The sequence below is a fragment of the Aeribacillus sp. FSL K6-1121 genome (assembly GCF_038003725.1).
Taxonomy (GTDB): domain Bacteria; phylum Bacillota; class Bacilli; order Bacillales; family Aeribacillaceae; genus Aeribacillus; species Aeribacillus composti.
In genome coordinates this window covers 3,572,832-3,591,788 of record NZ_JBBOPS010000001.1, presented here as the reverse complement: position 1 = coordinate 3,591,788, position 18,957 = coordinate 3,572,832, and the positions used below count along the sequence as shown (strand labels likewise).

17 protein-coding genes are annotated in these 18,957 nt (G+C 35.7%); 3 read left to right on the top strand and 14 right to left on the bottom strand.

All coding sequences use genetic code 11. The features are described 5' to 3' along the window. Positions 1-10: 10 nt before the first annotated feature. Genes NSQ61_RS17520 through NSQ61_RS17505 form a run of 4 tightly spaced genes read right to left on the bottom strand, consistent with a single transcriptional unit; the run spans position 11 to position 4,170 of the window. On the bottom strand, positions 11-1,273 hold the full coding sequence (locus NSQ61_RS17520) for a PTS galactitol transporter subunit IIC (RefSeq protein ID WP_340807701.1): 1,263 nt from the start codon (positions 1,271-1,273) through the stop codon (positions 11-13). A 45-nt stretch (positions 1,274-1,318) separates the two neighbouring features. Further along, positions 1,319-1,603 carry a PTS sugar transporter subunit IIB gene (locus NSQ61_RS17515; protein WP_063388867.1) on the bottom strand — a complete coding sequence of 95 codons (285 nt, stop codon included), beginning with the start codon at positions 1,601-1,603 and terminating at the stop codon, positions 1,319-1,321. A 1-nt stretch (position 1,604) separates the two neighbouring features. Continuing rightward, the gene (locus NSQ61_RS17510) at positions 1,605-2,084 is read right to left on the bottom strand and encodes a PTS sugar transporter subunit IIA (protein ID WP_311066594.1); all 480 of its coding nucleotides are present in this window, start codon (positions 2,082-2,084) and stop codon (positions 1,605-1,607) included. A 34-nt stretch (positions 2,085-2,118) separates the two neighbouring features. After that, entirely contained in the window at positions 2,119-4,170 is a 2,052-nt protein-coding gene (locus NSQ61_RS17505; protein WP_340807699.1) for a BglG family transcription antiterminator, read from the bottom strand. 714 nt (positions 4,171-4,884) lie between these two features. Here NSQ61_RS17505 and NSQ61_RS17500 point away from each other — a divergent pair. After that, a complete protein-coding gene (locus tag NSQ61_RS17500) occupies positions 4,885-6,021 on the top strand; it encodes a carbon-nitrogen hydrolase family protein (RefSeq protein WP_327856621.1) in 1,137 nt (378 codons plus the stop codon). Between the two features lie 2 nt (positions 6,022-6,023). Then, a complete protein-coding gene (locus NSQ61_RS17495) occupies positions 6,024-6,191 on the top strand; it encodes a hypothetical protein (RefSeq protein ID WP_157727840.1) in 168 nt (55 codons plus the stop codon). 356 nt (positions 6,192-6,547) lie between these two features. Here NSQ61_RS17495 and NSQ61_RS17490 read toward each other — a convergent pair whose 3' ends face one another. The 6 genes from NSQ61_RS17490 to NSQ61_RS17465 all read right to left on the bottom strand — a co-directional run bounded on the left by NSQ61_RS17490 (position 6,548) and on the right by NSQ61_RS17465 (position 12,661). Then, entirely contained in the window at positions 6,548-7,531 is a 984-nt protein-coding gene (locus tag NSQ61_RS17490; protein ID WP_327856623.1) for an endonuclease I family protein, read from the bottom strand. Between the two features lie 116 nt (positions 7,532-7,647). Next, the gene (locus NSQ61_RS17485; protein ID WP_340807695.1) at positions 7,648-8,619 is read right to left on the bottom strand and encodes an MBL fold metallo-hydrolase; all 972 of its coding nucleotides are present in this window, start codon (positions 8,617-8,619) and stop codon (positions 7,648-7,650) included. A gap of 598 nt (positions 8,620-9,217) precedes the next feature. Beyond that, on the bottom strand, positions 9,218-9,964 hold the full coding sequence (locus NSQ61_RS17480; RefSeq protein ID WP_063388872.1) for an IclR family transcriptional regulator: 747 nt from the start codon (positions 9,962-9,964) through the stop codon (positions 9,218-9,220). 653 nt (positions 9,965-10,617) lie between these two features. After that, entirely contained in the window at positions 10,618-11,124 is a 507-nt protein-coding gene (locus NSQ61_RS17475; protein WP_063388873.1) for a flavin reductase family protein, read from the bottom strand. 49 nt (positions 11,125-11,173) lie between these two features. Continuing rightward, a complete protein-coding gene (locus NSQ61_RS17470) occupies positions 11,174-11,386 on the bottom strand; it encodes a hypothetical protein (protein ID WP_144597393.1) in 213 nt (70 codons plus the stop codon). A gap of 195 nt (positions 11,387-11,581) precedes the next feature. Beyond that, positions 11,582-12,661 carry an LLM class flavin-dependent oxidoreductase gene (locus NSQ61_RS17465; RefSeq protein ID WP_063388875.1) on the bottom strand — a complete coding sequence of 360 codons (1,080 nt, stop codon included), beginning with the start codon at positions 12,659-12,661 and terminating at the stop codon, positions 11,582-11,584. A gap of 354 nt (positions 12,662-13,015) precedes the next feature. Here NSQ61_RS17465 and NSQ61_RS17460 point away from each other — a divergent pair, with 354 nt between their 5' ends. Continuing rightward, positions 13,016-14,389 carry an MFS transporter gene (locus NSQ61_RS17460; protein WP_340807693.1) on the top strand — a complete coding sequence of 458 codons (1,374 nt, stop codon included), beginning with the start codon at positions 13,016-13,018 and terminating at the stop codon, positions 14,387-14,389. Positions 14,390-14,569: 180 nt separating this feature from the next. Here the strand turns inward: NSQ61_RS17460 and NSQ61_RS17455 are convergent, their stop codons facing one another. From NSQ61_RS17455 to NSQ61_RS17440, 4 genes are all read right to left on the bottom strand, one after another. Next, positions 14,570-15,121, bottom strand: a complete 552-nt coding sequence (locus tag NSQ61_RS17455) for a glutathione peroxidase (RefSeq protein ID WP_063388877.1) — start codon at positions 15,119-15,121, stop codon at positions 14,570-14,572. A 592-nt stretch (positions 15,122-15,713) separates the two neighbouring features. After that, a complete protein-coding gene (locus NSQ61_RS17450; RefSeq protein WP_340807691.1) occupies positions 15,714-16,769 on the bottom strand; it encodes an LLM class flavin-dependent oxidoreductase in 1,056 nt (351 codons plus the stop codon). Between the two features lie 44 nt (positions 16,770-16,813). Beyond that, positions 16,814-17,872 (bottom strand): LLM class flavin-dependent oxidoreductase, encoded by a 1,059-nt coding sequence (locus tag NSQ61_RS17445; RefSeq protein WP_340807688.1) that lies wholly within the window; start codon positions 17,870-17,872, stop codon positions 16,814-16,816. A gap of 449 nt (positions 17,873-18,321) precedes the next feature. Then, positions 18,322-18,603, bottom strand: a complete 282-nt coding sequence (locus tag NSQ61_RS17440; protein WP_340807686.1) for a hypothetical protein — start codon at positions 18,601-18,603, stop codon at positions 18,322-18,324. Positions 18,604-18,957 lie beyond the last annotated feature (354 nt).

The following is an 18,957-nucleotide window of genomic DNA, read 5'->3' as shown; positions in this document are numbered from 1 at the left end:
TTGGAGACTATTAATTGAATAGCGCAAAAATTCTATAGATAACGTAATTGATCAGATTTCCACCTTGGTCGATACTAGAGATTTTGCTCGCTCCTTCAGGCATGTTAAATTTAGATTCTACAGCCATCTCAGTATGGAGCGCCGCCAAATCTGTCGCCATGTACAGTGACAGGGCGATTAACAACGTACCAACGATTACCGAATGAACAATGTTTCCTCTTGCAGCACCGACAATAAATGCAACAATGAAAGGAATGGTAGCTAAGTCCCCAAACGGAAGAACGTTATTTCCAGGTAAAATAATGGCGATTGCAACTGTGATCGGTACTAAAATAAGAGCTGTTGAAATTACGGACGGGTGACCAATTGCAACGGCAGCATCTAGCCCGATATAAATATTTTGTGCGCCGAATTTCTTTTGAAGCAGTTCTCTAGCTGATTCAGAAATCGGCATTAAACCTTCCATTAAAATTTTCACCATTCTCGGCATTAACACCATAACTGCTGCCATAGACATCCCGATTTCGATCGTATCTCCGACAGAATATCCAGCCAATAATCCTAATGCGACACCTAAAATTAGCCCCATAAAGATCGGTTCACCAAAGATCCCAAATCTTTTTTGAATCGTTTCCGGATCAGCATTTAAATTTTTAAGACCTGGTATTTTTTGAATCAATTGGATCAATGGGATACCAAGAACTGCGTATGAAACCGTGCTTCCCGTTGCAACAGAAATTCCCGGAAGCCCGAAATATTTATCAAGCATCGGAGCTGTCCAATCTGCAATTTTCAAGCAAGCAATTTGGAATAATACCGCGGCAATTAAACCTTGAAAAATACTGCCTGATAACGTATATACAATTGCACCGGTAAAAGTGTAATGCCAAAAATTCCAAATATCTACATTCATTGTTTTTGTCGTTTTTGTCACAAGCATCAAAACATTTACTAACAATCCGAGAGGAATGATAAAGGCTGCGATTGGGGAGGCCCAAGAAATCGATGCAGCAGCCGGCCAACCTACATCAATAACATTCAGTTCGATTCCAAATCGATCAACCATTCCTTGAGCTGCCGGCCCTAGATTATTGACTAAAAGATCAACTACTAAGAAAATCCCTACGAATGCAACACCAATCGTCAAACCGGCCCGAAAGGCTTTTCCGGGTTTTTGTCCGAAAATTAACCCTAGTATAAAAATCGCTACGGGCAAAATAACTGTTGCACCTAAATCTAAAAATGCTCGTATCGCATCAACAAAACCTTGCATATTTTTCCCCTCCTTAAACCCCTACCAAAATAATCAAACGTTTGTTTAATTTTTCAGCGCTTCCAAAATTTCTTTTTTCACTTCATCCAGTCCAATGCCTGTTAAGAAAGCGCGTGCATTAATAACCGGGAACGGGTACTCCTGTTGTACAATTGTTGTACTAATTAATAAGTCAGCCGTGTCCACATAAGAACCAACTTCTGTAATTTTTATTTGAATAATTTCACATTCAATGTTATGTTCTTTGCAAAGCTGTTGCACCGCATCATTGACAATAGTTGAAGTAGCAATTCCAGCACCACATGCGACTAATACTTGTTTTTTCTTCATTTCAATTCATCTCCTTTAAATCTAAACATTCTATAATTTTTGTTTTGATTAATGTTTTATTTTTTTCTGTTGTTAAAAACTTGATGACATCCTCGTTTTGAAAGATGCTTATCAGTTTTTGCAAAATTTTCAAATGAGAATCTTGCTTGTCGATCGCTAATAAAAACACAATCTTTACCGGAGTTTTTGCCTCCTGCTCCCCCATAATTCCAAACTCAACAGCGTCTTTTAGTATCGCCAAGCTGATCGCCTTTTTATTGACATGAACGGAATCCGTATGGGGAATGGCGACAGATATATTACTGGAAGTTGGGAGACCGGTCGGAAAGGTTTTTTCCCTCTCAATAATTGCATCTATAAAACTCTCTTTTACAAAGTTTTTTTCGTAAAGATGGTTTCCCATTACTTTCAAAACTTCTTCCTGATCCTTCGCTTTTAAGTCGCAAAAAATCAAAGATTCATCAAAATGCAAATCAATCACTGGTATATCACCTACTCCATTAATAAAAGAGCTTTTATTCTTGTGCATATAATTTCAGAACTTCATGTAAGTCTTTCATGCTTTGTGCGTTCAATACTTTATTCAAATCCTGTTCATTTCTCACTAAATTCATTAATTGCATGAATGCTTTTAAATGTTGATCTTTATCTAAAGCTGCAATCACAATGATTAACTTAATGGACTGATAGTTTTCAAAGGCTACTCCTTTTCGCAATTTCAATAAGCTCATCGATAAACGATTTACTCCTTCATCAAGTGAAGCATGTGGAATGGCTACATGTTCACTGATGACAAAATAAGGATCTGATTGGCAATGTTTGATCATTGCTTCAACATATTGTTCTTTAATGCTTTTATCCTTCAGCAAAGGCTGGGCCGCCAGTTTAATCGCTTCTTCCCAACTACGAACCGAATGGCGGAATATCATCGTTGAAGGAGTAATTAAATCGCATAAATTCGGATTTTTAATAGAATGATTTTCTAACTTGTTGTTAGAGCCTTGGTGAATATAGCTTTGAATCGCATTGTAAAGCTCTTTTTTATTTTTAATGACAGCATGCTTTTCAATAATTCCCATTAATTCTTCAACATTTATTACTTCAGGTACAAACCCATATAAGTCAGACATCACTTCTTTTCGCAATCGTCTTTTTTCTTCAGCACCAATAAAATGATCTACAAGGAAGAACTTTTTATTTGTTTTCAAATAAACTGGAGAAAAGACAATGTCATAATCCATTTCATATTGTTGGAATTCGCGCACAGACAATGAATCAAGAAAAATAAATTCAGGAAACAGTTCTCTTAGCGTCCCATACATCAATCTGGAAACTGATATTCCTTTTGGGCAGACAACTATGGCTTTCATTCTTTGGCTAATATTGTCGCCCTGCCTGGAAAGCCACCCGCCGATTAAAATTGTTAAATAAGCAATCTCACTTTCCGGAATAGCTGAACCGATTAAATCTTCCAGCGGTTTAACCGATTTTTTAACAAGATGATGCAATTCCTTGAAATTTTTATTGATATCATCAAGAACATCATTTGTATCAGTTAAATTGTATTTAATTCGAAAATAGGCGGGCTTCATATGAAGGACGAGCTTTTGAAGAAGCTGCTCTTTATCCTTCAAAAAAATGAACGTATTTTTTTCAAAGTTGTCGATCACTTGACTTAGCGCGCTTTTTAATTCAGGAATTTCTTTATCAATCTCCTCTTTAGACCAATAAACATTCGTTGTCAGCAAGTTCAGAGTAATAAAGAGCCGTTCTTCCTCTGAAACATTTGGAAAATCATGCAAAAGTTCTTCCGTTGCCAAGTATTCTTTTGTGCCGGAAATCTCATTATAATTAAGGTTAAAAGAACCGATATGATGGCCTTTCCGTATTCTTCTTAAAATAAAAATTAAAATATAAGGCATTAACTCAAGTTTTTCGTCTGTAAATTTCAGATTTAACGATGCCTCCACTTTTTCGAGGCGATTTTTAAATTCCTCTAACTCATCTACAGATAATTGCGAAATCTGAATGATCTTTTCTTTTCCTTGATCTGCTGTCCAGATGCTGTTCGTGATAGAGATTAACAGTTTCCGGCATTGAAATTCGTCTCCCTCAATGACGTATCCATATTTTCTTGAATACTTGTATTCAAGGCCGTGTTGTTCGACAATATCCTTTACTTTTTTCAAATCGTCAATAACGGTATTCTTGCTCACTTTTAGTTCAGATGTGAAATGAGCCAACGATAAGGCATCCATTCTCGTTAAAATCATCAATATAATGAAATGGACGCGCTGCAGTTTCGATAAATCATAAAAATCGACTGATTGAGTATTTTCCTTTTCACTCAATACTTTTAGTAAACTCGGATCTACAACAAAATAGCCGTGATTTGTCCTTTCAATCTGAGGGAAATTTTGTTCATAAAGCCAATCATTGATCTTGGAAAAACTATAATTGATCTGTCTCTTGCTCAAGTTGAATTTTTGAGCAAGTTCATTGCTACTAATGTTTGGATTTTTGATTACTTCTTTCAAAAGACAATTGCTTCGAATGTCTAGTAGCATTTGTACCTCCTTTCTAAGCACAATTTTAGGCCACTTTTCCTAAAATTGATTACGCTTTCATTCCTTTTTTTGAATTTTCGCTTTACAATTTTGGGATGAACTGATCTGTTCTCGTTATTATCAAATATTAAGGACACCTTCTGAACGAATGACATCCTCCTTCTGATAAATCTCATTTTCAGGCATTAAGGCAGTCCGAAATGGATGCTGCATCAAGTAAATGGATTTAAATCCAATTACTTATTTAATTTATCTATAGACTTCCCAACAAGGATTTAGAATATAAAGAAGTACAAGGTCAAAGATCTTACCCAGTCGCTTGTAATCAACAGCGACGAAAAAACTGTCCATCCGGAAAAGATAAGACGGGATTCGTTTGACACTTACTGTAAAATCGAATGTCCTTGGATGTACGAGCTCTTCTTAACCGTCTTGTTAGGAATCAGCTAATATACTAACACAATTACATAATGTTATTTATAATTTCATAAAAGAAACATAATGAAAAATATTTAAAATTTTATCTAAATTTTAAAATATAATTATAAAAAATCCATATTTTATCATAAATTAAGGAAAGATATATGAATCATAATACAAATTCTTATTATTCATTCGTATAAAAAACGTAATTTTTTTATTGAACTCAAATAAAATTTACTGTATATTCTAATTATTCTTATAATTAAAAATTCTATGGGGTGGGATTAGCTGATGAGCGATTTTTCAAATGAGAAATTCACGGTTGCTGCCGTACAAGCCTCTTCGATTTTATATGACAGGGAAAAATGCTTGGAAAAAGCTATTTCGCTAATTGAAGAATCGGCGAAACAAGGGGCTCAATTAGTTGTATTGCCTGAGTCTTATATTCCTGGCTATCCGTATCACATCTGGTTAGGAACACCAATGTGGTATCATGAACTATTTAAGGAATGGTTTCTCAATTCTGTAGAAATACCTAGTAAAACAACTGATGCTTTATGTGAAGCTGCACGAAAACATAATATACATGTCGTTATTGGTATTTCAGAGCGCGACGGAAAAACATGCTATAACACAATTTTATTTATTGATAATAAAGGGAAAATTTTTGGCAAACACAGGAAATTGATGCCGACTCATGTTGAGCGTGTTCATTGGGGCATGGGAGATGGAAGTTATCTAAATGTTTATGACACAGAGCTGGGACGAATGAGCGGGCTGGTCTGCTGGGAGCATACTATGGATTTGGTACGTCATTCCCTTATCGCACAACGCTCCCAGCTGCATTGTGCCGTATGGGTAGGATTTTCAAGTATAACGGGTTGGGATACATTATTTGATATGTCTACTGAACTATCTGCGCGTTATCATGCTCAAGTAGGCGGATGTTTTGTTATCAATTGTCAAAGTACAGTCGACAAGGACAATGTGGAAAAGTTAACACAGACTGATTATCAAAAAGAGTGGATAAAGCCTGGAGGGGGCTGGACGGCGATTATCGCACCCGGTGGTTCCATATTATCCGGTCCTTTAAAAGGAAAGGAAGGTATTTTGTACGCTGAAGTTGATATGAAATTAATTGCTGATATGGCACATTGGCACGATGCCATCGGACATTATTCACGACCTGATGTGACTAGTCTTCTGTTAAACCGCGAGCCTTATAAAGTGCTCCGAGATATGAACAATGCCAATAACATTAGTAATCCGAAGAATGGAAGTGGTCATGATCAACAATCTGTTGATCAAATAATGAACTTGTTAAAGCAATTAGAACAAAATCTTCGAAGCAGTGAATCAGATGAGCTCAGCAGAAGATTATCAGAAATTCAGCGCGAAGCCGTTCATGCATTTACAAGGGGGAATTAACCATGTGTCTTTGTTCTTTCGGTCCGAATTCTGGTGTTCACACTTATGATGTGACAAAATCAAAAGTAACGTATTTCAAATATAATATCAATGATCGTACTTTAGTTACGAACAAACAAGAGCAAGCAGATAGTGAAGCGTTGCCTAAGGGAAAAAGTCAATCATTATAAGCATATGCAACAAAAACTCCCTTGTTTTTCTCGAAACTAGGGAGTTCTGAATGACAGAAATATAGCCAATTTTTCAAACGAACGAACATTCGTCTGTTCTTCATTATAAATCGCCGACCAGCAACCATTACGGATCAGCAGGTTGCAAATAAACAGAGACAAACAAAATCCGAAATGTTTCTGACCGCAAGCTGCCATTGACCGTCATCTTGTATGGAAAGAGCATCTTGAAATTTTAGCTCAGAGTTAAGCAGGAAAAATCAGGAGCTTTACAATCGGTATTTCGAAAGAACGGCTCTTCTTGTGATTATTTTGCAAAACGAGGTGCTCTAAGTATGCTCCTATAGTCTATGATTTCACGATTCCTTGACGCCACATGATCCAATATGAAACGGAAACTTTATTTTATACGCTAACTCTTGAAAGTCTATAAAAGGATTGCGGTTTCCCTGTATATAATAAATCGATTGGTTCCGATGCTTTTCATAGATGGAAACGGGAAACGATTCATGCCAGTGAATCAGTAAAGAAAGATTAATTTGTTTAAGGCTGCTTTTTTTTATTTCATTCGGGTATCGCAATAAAAAATACATCATTGCTCTCGCAACAGTACCTTTGCCATGTTCCGGTTCGAATCGGCCGTCTTTGACAACTCCGCAGCGATTGCGGATTTTTTCTTTTGGCGATTCCGGCTGATAAAAAGAAAAATCATGAAAAGGATAATTGGATCGTTTGACATTGCACTCCGGATGACAAACAAATAAATGATGCAAATCGCTTTTCATCGGTTCCCGTGCATGAAACCAAGACTGCGGAACAATATGTTCTGTATTATATTTTAAACGCAAGTCAATGCTTTTCATCTTTTTCAATAAAGAAATGTCCTTTTTGCTCACTATTTCTAAAAGAGCTTGAAATTGCTCATATCTTTTTTGAATTATTTCGAAATCTTCTTGTATGATTCGGCTAGGATCGCTTTTTTCGCCAGAATAGATGCTTTTCACTGTTCCATCCGGCTGCAAATCGACCCACGTATACAAATAATGATCTTTGCATATAAAATACGGCAGCTGATTTTTATGTGTTTTTTTCACTAGATTATGATAATGGTAAAATAGGTTCAGCCCCTTGATTTCTTTTCCGATGACATTTTTGTAATAATGCTCTATATCTTTTTTATCTTTTTCTGGATCATAATAAAACTTCGTGTTTTGGCGGATTTTTTCCTGATTCTGCAAAAGAGTAAGAGATGTCCGAGTACGATCTTTTTTCTGCCACTCCTTGTGCTCTGCAATATTTTTAATTAAAGGTGCATCTTTTCTCCTTTTTCTTCCCATCATTCCTCATACCTCAATAATTAGTATCATGCTTGCAAACAATGAAACTTTGTTACTTTTGCAGCTTGCGAAATACAAGAAAAAATTTTCATCGTCAACAGCCAATCAAAAACCTTCTATTATTCTTTATTAATGGAATAATGCCAAACTCCTTTTTCCATCTTCTTTCTAATTTTTCCGTTTAATTCCAAATAATCTAGATGTCCTATAATTTCAGACATCACAAGCGAAAACTGCTCCGAATACTTATTTCCATAATAGGCTTGGGCTAGACCGCTCGCGGTTGTTACCCCGTTTAAAATGAGATTCATAATTTTTTCTGCTTTTTTCTCAATCCCTTTTAATCTTTTATTTATTAAATCTTTCGGGTCTTGAATGAATACGCCGTGTCCCGGAAATACGAGATCGAGAGGCAAATCCGAAACTTTCTCTAAAGAATGTTTATGCTGGAGTAAAGTCGGCATCCGCCGTCCAAAAGAATCGGGTTCGACAAGTGCGTTGCTGGATATATGCTGAATCAGCAAATCACCTGAAATCATCCAACGATGCTTTGGATCATACAGCGCAATTTGATCCGGAGCATGTCCGGGCACCTCGATAATTTGAAAATCCAAATGGCTGTTCTCGACTGGAATGATCTCCGCTTGGATAGCAAGTTTTCTGTTTTTCACAATCGATTCTTTTAAATAATCGACCTGCTTTCTTCCTGCTTCATGACATCCCATTTCCTCATATAATTTAGAAAAAAACTCCACCCTCATCTCAAGAAATTGGCGGTCTCTCTTTAAGCGCGGGATCGCATTTTTGTGGGCATAAACTTGAATGGGGTGATCCGCAATGATTCGATTCACTAATCCGACATGATCTATATGGTTGTGAGTTAAAATGATTTCGGTTAAGTCATGCAAAGCCAACCCGTTTTTTTGCAGCGCTTCCAACAATGCATTCCAACAAGCCTCATGATCCAAACCGGCATCTATTAAAGCAAGGGATTCTTTTGCTTTCACTAAAAAAAAGTTGATCGTTCTTAAATTAGACGGAACATCGACGATAATCGGGATGATTTCATAATTTTGCTTGCGAAGCTCCATATTTTTACTCCCCCTTTGTTTTGACGAACCAAATAAACCGCTTAAAACCCCCGACTTTAAAATTTGATACAAAGCGAAAAAAAAAGTTATGTGATTTATTCCAGTCTTTGCAGTGCAGACGCTTACTTTAACCAAATCCCCATTTTTGCCATACCCTTTGGAAAATTTAGAACTGTATAAACATATTATATGTTTTTTTTAAAAGGTTTGTAAAAGAGGGTCTGCCAATTTATTTACAACTTGTAAGGGAAACAACACAATATCAATTATTCCTGGGGTTCGGTCACGGATCACGCTGTTGTCTTTGCCGCTTCAGAGAAAAATCCACAGGTAATCTGGCTTACAAGGTGCTGTTAATCGAAGCGCTTCACATAAAAACATCTAAGCTCTTTATTGAAAAACAAATAACCCCTTTCCTAAAATTCAATGGAGAGGGGAGGAAATCAGCTTGAACCTTAAAATCATACAGCTTCATATTCTTTTCAACATGTTGATCTAAAATTAGATTACATTTTAGTTAGGCATATCTGATTCATATTTTCAAATCATGACCCTGCAATGTTTTCTAAGTCGAATGGAGCTTATTTCAAATTAAAGCTTAATAACCTAGTTCACGGGAAATTTCTTTTGCTGTCTTCAATAATTCCTTGGTGTATATAGAATTTTCAGATATATCTATAACACCGGATAGACCAATCACAGTTAATGCTGCGACGAGCTCTTTATTTGGTCCGAAAATTGGGGCAGAAATAGCTGTGATTCCAGGCAAATACGATTGAGTATAAGCATATCCTTCTTTTTTTATTGTTGATAGTGTTTCCTCTAATTGCTTTTGATTCATTTGATTTTTGGAAAGCTCACGATCAATTAAATCTTTTGTTTTAGTTTCTGGATAAAAAGCAGCAAAAATATTTCCAGTTGCACTAGTCGTTAGAGGAACGATCGATCCGACTCGAACATTAATTTTAATTAGTTTGCTGCTTTCTTCCCAACTGATAAAAATCGGCCCCTCATTTTCAATCCAAATAGCTAACGCAATAGTCTCATCTAATGTCTTATTTAATTGTTTAATAAACGGCTGAGCCTTAATATGTATATCAACATTTTCCATGGCACGAATGCCAATCGAAATGAGTTCATCTCCAAGGGCATATCGTAAGTCAGAACCTTTTTTTAAAAAACCAATTCTGCATAAACTTACAAGATAACGATAAATTTGGCTTTTTGGCATATTGCATATTTTAGATAACTCTGTAATAGTTAATGGTTCGTCGGAACGGGATACAGCTTTAACTATAGAAAATCCTACCTCAATTGATTTTATTCCCTTTTTTTCCATTTCCATATAGTTTCCCCTCATTCTCCACTTTTTGTTATCTATATTACCATAAGGAATTTTGATCGACCTTATTTAAAGTGCGCTTCTATATCTTTTATCATATCAATAATCTCAGATTACTGAAAAAATCTTATAATTCCATTTCGATCTCTTTTAATGTTTTTGCCCACCTGTGATAAACTCCTACATAGTTCTCTCTTTCCTCCTTGTGTGTGATTTGTGCACTTATCACAATACAGGAAGAGAGTCCTTTTTGCATCTAACTTGCCTTTCCACCTAGTTTTTAAGAGAAACTCCTCCTTCTAACGGAAAGGATCTTATCTTTCTCCAACAAACATTTTATTCATACATAGGAAATATAATGGAAAAAAAGGCTGAGGTTTTCTCGCATTGCGGCTAGAGAAAAGAATGGTTCCTAACTAATGTGATGATTGTTAATAAAATAACTATAATCACACGCAAAACGCACATAAAATTATTGACGATACTTCAGGAAAATGGAGAGTTTATTGAATTTTATTTTAATCTTCAAATTTTTTGTAGAAACATCTTTGCACATAAAACGATTACTTTAAAATGTATTGGTTCGCTGATCACATTTTCTTAAAAACAAAAAGCTTGTAGACTTATTGAATTCCTCCCGTCTACAAGCTTAACCATTAATTTTTAGTTGTGTAAAACTCCGGCGGTATGGAAGCAAAATGTCTACGATGGTACAACATTGGGTCTTTATTGCTATCGATTTGAATTTCCTGTACTTCTCCTATTAAAATAGTGTGGTCTCCAGCTTCTACAGTTTTGTATGTTTTGCACTGTAAAACAGCAAAAGTTCCTTCAATAATCGGCAACTTATTGTCAGAAAAAGCCCAATGACATTTGCTAAAGCGATCCACACCTTTGCTCGCAAAAGTTTTGCATAGTTCCTGCTGTTCACCAGCAAGTATGTGAACCGCAAACTGTCCGCTTTTAATAAAATCATTAAAAGACGAAACTTTATGATCAATACACCAAAGCACCATTAGAGGATCTAACGATACAGAAGCAAATGAGTTAACCGTTAGTCCAACGGGCTTTCCATCTTCAGACGTCGTCGTAACAATCGTTACACCCGTAGGATAATTTCCCATCACTTCTTTAAATAAAAGTTGTTTATCGGTTTTCAGCATAATTCTTTCCCCTTTACACCAATAAATATTTCACAATACAGTTTCTATTTTAATTGCATATATACCAAGAATTTCCTTTATTTAAGACTTTTTGTTTTCTCTTTAAAACTCTAAGTTTTTTAAAAACGATTGTTTGCAAAGTATCCTGTTTTATTTGTGTAGATCTGGTATTAATTGCTGCATTTAAGTTTTTTAGCATTTTTTGTGCACTTGCTCCCGGATGTGCTTTTAAATATTCAAGTATAGCATTTTCAATATTCAAAAACATCATCACCCTTCAAAATTTTCTTGTGAAAGAATGACGATATTACTAATAAAAAAATCATTGGATCATATTTTCATCTTTCCTGCTTATCTTGCCTCACGTATATATGGCCTGAAACTAGAATGATAATATGACTGTTTCAAATGAAAGAGGGTGACATTTCTGCGGAACTGCCCCCTCTTACTTCATTAATCACCGAGCGGAAATTGAGATATTTGAATCTTGGAAGTGCGGCATTACATATTTTGAGAATCGCTCCATCGATTTTAAAGTTTCTTTGTGTGATAGACCTCCAAAATCAAAATAAATAATAACTTCTTCTATTCCTGCAGCCTCCACTTTTTTCAACACTTCCACGCAGTATTCTGCATCGCCAACAATAATGCTTTGCTCACTCAAATCAGATGTTTTCATGTTCTTAAGTTTATAAACTATATCAACAAAATAACGAATATGCGGAGGTGCCGTGCTCGGATCAGAAGGGAAAGCAGGTACTAATCCATTGAAATATTTCAGCATTCTTTGTTTCGTTTCCTCTACTTCTTTTTCGCTTTCTACTACATTTAAGAAATATGAACAACGTGCTTGTTTTCCTTTAAAACCTTTCGATTCAGATAATTTTTTAAACTCATTTACAGCATTTTGTACACTACCAAAAACCATCGTAGCTGCAAATGGTGCAAATATAACATTTTCCCCCATTTCTGCAGCTTTTTCTATAGATGGTCGACTAAATGCAGCTACATAAATTGGTGGATGTGGATCTTGGATCGGTCTTGGCGTTAACTCAACTTCTGGGAATTGATAAAACTCTCCATTATATGAAAAAGATTTTTCTGTCCATGCTTTTTTAATAATGTCTAATTGCTCAAAGAAAATATCTCTACTTCTATTAAAATCTACTTGAAATACGTCATATTCCCTCTTGTCATACCCTCTTCCAGCCGAGAAAATGGCTCTTCCATCACTTAATAAATCTAAAAGCGCATATTCCTCTGCCATTCTAATTGGATGGCTTGCCGGCAATAAGACTGTTGCTGGAGCTAGTTTTACTTTTTTTGTTTTCGCTGCAATATATGTCAGTGCCATGGAAGGAGATGGAAGAACACCAAACACACTAAAATGATGTTCTGGCAACCATACAGAATTAAAACCTAATTCTTCTGCATACACTCCTTGCTCTACAACATCTTTAATGAGCTGATTTGGATCTTTCCTTTCAGCACCGTATTCAATGGGATTATCAGTCAAAGTAAAAAAACCAAATTTCATGCAAAACACCCTCTCACAGTAATTGTTAAACATAGTTTAACTATGTTGTTTATTGTTTAATTAAATATTAAACGCTTTCATCATTTTCTGTCAATAATTATTTTGATAAGAATTTCTATTCTAAATTTATAGAAAATTATTTACAAAAGATTGGATAGTTGTTAATATATTGTACAACATTATTTAATTTAGTTAAACATAAGTTAACAAAATTGAGGAGGGTGTATGCTCTTACAATCAAACGCTGCGTTTGCTCCTAGAAAGTAAATTCAGTGGGAAAGATTTCGTGAGTCAAAATGAGACATGCGACAAGGTAATGGCAAAATAATAAATTTTATATGGGGAGGTAAATGTATGCACATTAACATCGAAAAGGTCGTCAACGAAGCCAAATTTAATTCTTTTCACTTTCTTTTAGTTTTCTGGTGTGGCTTTATCATTATGTTTGACGGATATGATCTAGTTATATACGGTTCAGCTATCCCAATATTAATAAAAGAATGGTCTTTAACACCTACTCAAGCGGGGGCGTTGGGAAGTTATGCATTAATCGGAATGATGTTTGGCGCTTTAATTTTTGGCCCGCTTGCTGATAAAATTGGAAGAAAAAATGTTATTTTATTTTGTTTAGCGCTTTTTAGCTTTTTTACCTTTTTAATCGGTTTTTCCAATGGACCCGGTCAATTTGGGATTTATCGGTTTATTGCAGGACTTGGGTTAGGCGGAGTTATGCCAAATGCTGTTGCTTTAACAACTGAATACTCCCCTAAACCTTTGAAAAGTACGTTAGTATCCATTATGTTCAGTGGATATTCATTAGGGGGAATGTTATCAGCTGGTCTTGCCATTCTCCTCTTGCCAAAATTCGGATGGCAATCATTGTTTTTTGTAGGAGGACTCCCTTTGCTTTTTTTACCTATTTTATACAAGACGCTACCAGAATCTTCTAATTTCTTATTAGCAAAATCAAATGCCGAAAACATTAAAAAAGTATTAAAACGTATTAATCCAAGCTTACAATTTCAAGATGGAGATTCTTTTGTAATTTCCAATAAAGAAAAACAGCAAGGAATTTCAGTAATGAAATTATTCCATGAAAAACGTGCATTAAGCACTATATTACTATGGATTTCTTTTTTTATGTGTTTATTAATGATATATGGACTAAACACATGGTTGCCGCAATTAATGTTGGAATCCGGCTACCCTATCAATTCTAGTTTAATGTTTTTACTGGTGCTAAATTTAGGAGCAATTTTTGGTGCGATTTTTGGAGGATGGCTGGCTGATCGTTGGAGTGCAAAGAAAGTTTTAATTCTCTTTTTTGTCCTAGGCTCCGTCTCATTAACATTGTTAGGCTTTAAGGGACATATTCTCTTTTTATATTTTCTTATTGGAATAGCAGGAGCAGCTACGATTGGCACTCAAATAATTTCGAATGCATACGCATCTAACTATTATCCGTTGACAATCAGGTCAAGTGGTGTCGGCTGGGCATTGGGGATTGGCAGACTGGGAGCTATTGTCGGTCCAATAATGGGGGGAGTTTTATTATCTATGCAACTTTCTACATTCCAAAATTTCTTAGCCTTTGCTATACCTGGAATAATCGCTGCAATAAGCGTATCATTTATAAACGAGCATCAGCCTCAGTCCGCTTCTTTGGAAAGCTCTGAATCATCAACTAAATTGTCTACTATTGAGAATATCGAGAATACAAAAGTTTAAAAAAATGATAAATGACACCGCTTTCAACGGTGTCACTTTTTTTTGATATCTTTCAACATTCTAGCCGCTGACGCAGTAATTGAAAGATGAGTGAAACAGGCAAAAGAACTAGCAGCTTCTTGCTAGCATCCTTATACATAAAAATAAAACCGGTCGAATGAAAAAACGATTCAACCGGAATTAGTTTTTCAATAATTTCTGAATATCTTGCTCAAAATCAATCGGTTCGTCCCATGGTTCATATCTATTCACGACTTGACCGTTTTCATCAATTAAATATTTTGTAAAATTCCATTTAATATCGTTGCCAACCAGCCATTCAGGGTATTCATTTGCTAGTTTGATTTTTAATAGCTTTTCTGCCGTATTCGATTCATCAAATCCGCGGAACGGCGCCTCATTTTTCAAATATTCGAATAATGGATGAGCGTTTTTTCCGTTCACGTCGATTTTTGCAAACATCGGGAATGTGACGCCATAATTTAATTGGCAAAAAGAAGCTGCTTCATCGCTTGTTCCCGGCTCCTGTTGATCAAACTGGTTGCATGGAAATCCTAGTATTTCAAAACCTTGATCATGATATTTTTTATATAGCTTTTGCAATTCTTCAAACTGGTATGTAAATCGACATTTACTAGCGGTGTTCACCACTAAGAGCACTTGACCTTTAAATTCTGCTAAAGAAACTTTTTCGCCGTTTGCTTTTTCTACTTCAAATTGATAAATAGACATAGGAAACACCTCTTTATCTATTATTAAGTTATAATTATTATAATATAAAAATATTATCACGCAAAAAAATTGCTCTCAGTTACAAATTTGGAAACTTTTTTCCTGAATCAAAAAGAAGGTGAATGCCCGCCTATTTTTTCAATTTGAAGCATTTTGCCTTGGCGAAATGCCTTCTTATTTTGTCCAGCCCATTTTCACTCACTTCAACTAGAAAAATGAATGTTCCCTCAATCAAAATAAAAAAATCCTTGCTTCATCTTCTCCCTTATTTTTAAAAAAGAAGACTTACCCAAGGAAAGATGTTTGAATACCTGCCAAACTAGCTTCTTTATATGCCATGAAAGCATCAGTTTTTATAAAGCACTTGTATCAAAAAAAGCATCGGCAGGTCATCATTTTAAATGATCCTAAAACGTTCAATTGTTTTTATATTATCAACATATACGAGCAATTTTTTTATGTCATTAGATATATAGCTCAACCGCTTGTATGCTTGTTTTTATTATGCATCGGTGTAAGCATATTGTTCGTTTTGGAGCGACAGTGCCAGTTTCCAAATACAATTTATCTAAGATTCGTTACATCATTCATATTATTGTAGTTCAACAGCCTTATAGTTTAATTGAGGGATGACATTTTCATAAAATTCCGGTAGTTCCTGCAACGGATTGCGGAAGGTTAATAGAATTTTGTCGATTCCGATTGATTCGAGGTCAATGATTTTCCGTGCAACTTCTTCGTAGCTCCCAATGAGACCTGTTCGAAAGCCTTCGTTATTGGCTATAAAATCACTAATCGTTGTAGCGTTTTTCCACATACCTTTTGTTTCTCTTCGTTTTTTTAACAAAGTAATAGCTGCGTCATCTGCGTGATCGATGATCATTTGATATTCTTTCAGTGCTTCGCTTGTTGTTTCCCTAGCGATAACAAATGCGTTGACAGCAAATTTTACTTGGCGGCCATATTTCGCCGCAATTTCACTGACTGATTTTATTTGTTCCTCAAGTTCTTCTATAGGAGCACCGTTCATAAAATAATAATCTGATAAACGGCCTGCCATTTCTTGTGATTCCTTAGAATTTCCTCCTTGATAAATAGCGGGATAAGGTTTTTGGATCGGTTTGGGAGTTAATGTAGCATTTTTAATTTGATAATACTTTCCTTCATAGGAAAAATTATCGGAAGTCCACAACCCTTTTAGAACCTCCAAATATTCCGTTGACCTCCGATACCGCTCTTCATGCTTGATCCATTCTAATCCGAACATTTCTTGTTCTTCTTTAAACCATCCACTAACTAGGTTTATATGAAATCTCCCGTTGGAAATAATGTCAATCGTGGCTCCTATTTTGGCTAATGTCGCTGGGTGAATAAATGCGGGTAATACTGCAGCAATAAAATGAATGCTGCTTGTTTCGGCTGCTAAAGCTGCAACGACTGATAAAGGATCCAGCTGGCCGCTGTTTGCCGAATGATTTCCGCCAATATTCCCAACATAACGAACAGGAAAAAGAATGGAATCTACACGCAATTGATCAGCAACTTGAACAAGCTGCCGATTATATTCTATGCTTCCATCTGTACTTTGCTCGATTTTAGAACGAAGGAATCCTCCAGACAAGTTGGCGCCCCAAATCGAAAATTTCATACTGTTTCATCCCTTCAGCTGCAAATTCAATATAATAACTTTTTTCAAATTAAGACCTTTTCTTTAAATAAAGGCAAAACTGTTTCACCGAATCTGGATGCTTCTTCAAAATGAGGGAATCCAGAGAGAATAAAATGTGTTACACCTGCATTTATATATTCTTGCAAACCTTCTCTAATTTGTTCAGGAGTGCCCACAAGAGCTGTTCCTGCACCTTTTCTTATTCTTCCAATTCCAGACCATCCGTATTTGTCAAAGCGATCTCCCTGCTTTGTCAATTCATTCATTCTTTTTTGAGCAACGGAATCTGTCGTTTCATAATAATGATTCATATTGTTTTGAACGCTGTGATCAATCTTGCTGATGATATGATTTGCTGCTTCCCATGCTTCTTTCTCGTCATGCCGAACAACGATGTGAATTCTAACACCGTACTCTAACTCTCTGCCATATTTTTTCGCTCTCTGCTTTACATCTTCAATCTGCTGTTTAATTTGTTCTACAGGTTCACCCCATTGAAGGTAGACATCGGCTGACTTTGCAGCAATCTCTTTGGCGATATCAGATGAACCGCCAAAATAAATTGGAATGTTTGGGCTTTGGTGAATAGGCGGAATTAATTTCCCTTGTTTGATCATAAAGTACTCGCCTTGATAGTCGAATTCCTCACCAGCCCATGCTTTTTTAATAACTTCAAGAAATTCATCCGTGCGTCGGTATCGATCATCATGCTCTAAAAAATCACCGTCTTGACCTAATTCCTTTGCTGAACCACCAGTCACTACATTGACAAGTATTCTTCCTTCAGAAAATTGATCGAGAGTTGCTGACATTTTAGCAGCAACAGTAGGTGCTACAAAACCTGGGCGGAAAGCGATCAACGGCTTGATTTTTTCTGTATTATGAATAATAGCTGAGCCAACTAACCATGAATCTAGATAAGGTATGCCTGTTGGAATTAGGATTCCTTCAAAGCCTGCTTTTTCTGCTGTCTGTGCTACTTGAATAATATAGTCTAGAGTCGGTTTTCGATCGGGCACTTTCAATCCTAAAAATTCACCATCTCCATTAGTTGGTGCAAACCAGTAAAAATGAACAGTCATCGTAAAAGCCTCCCTATTTAAATCTCTCATATGCGAAAATCAATTGATTTAATATGAGCTTTCCAATCATTTTCATTTCAAAAGTTAACTCCTAAAAACACAAAAAGCCCTTGGCGGAATAAAAATAAATTTATTCCAATCAAGGGCTATCGGTTGTCCGGTAAGCATATTCAGTTTAGTACTCATTATATTAAATAAAACCGATGTGTCAAGTATGATTTCGTATTAGTTAGAAAATTTTCACAAAAATACAAAGTTTACTCCCAGTTATAGTCTACATATTTTTAAAGCCTGCCATAAACCGATGAGGGATTATATGTTAAGCCAGCCTCCAATGTTTTTTTCATTTTGCTGTTTACATCATTTATTCGATCCGTTTTGTTCTTCATAAACTTTGTCAGCAACTCTGCGAGTATATATTTTGATCGCCAATAAACTAGCGGCTCCAACTAAAAGGATGGAAAGGTTAGGAATAAAAAAGCCCAAACAATCGAAATTAAATAAAAGAAATAATAAGCGACAATGGATAAATACGTTTCTTTTACAGAAATGAACCCGCTTTTTAAAAATTCTTTTTTGATATGCTGCACATATTTAATCGATAAAATCAATATGATGCCTACAACTCCGGCAAAAATACAAATATTTCCTGCGATAAAAACAACTATACAAAAGGCAGCAAACATATAGTCCAGTTTAGTAACCGCATGATAGAGAGGTGTTTTCTCCAATGCTAGCCCCATATTATAAAACAATTTGACTTCTTTTATGAGATCGAACTAACATCTTCAGGGATGTTTTTTATTTTAAAGTTTAAAACGCTTGAAGCAATAAAAATAGCCATCAGGAATGCGATGCTGTCTGTTCTGGCATAAGCTACATGCCCTAATGTCAAAAATGCAACGATTCCGAAGCACATACATCCTACGTTTATATAAGACCGCTCGAAACTTTTTGTTAAAAGAAAGGACGATGTAAAAAGTACATAAAAGAATAAACACCCCTAGTGTTAGTAAAAACAAGATTAGCTTAAAGATATTAGCATCTGTGGAAATGTACGGGATGGTCAGGATGAATGCGACTAG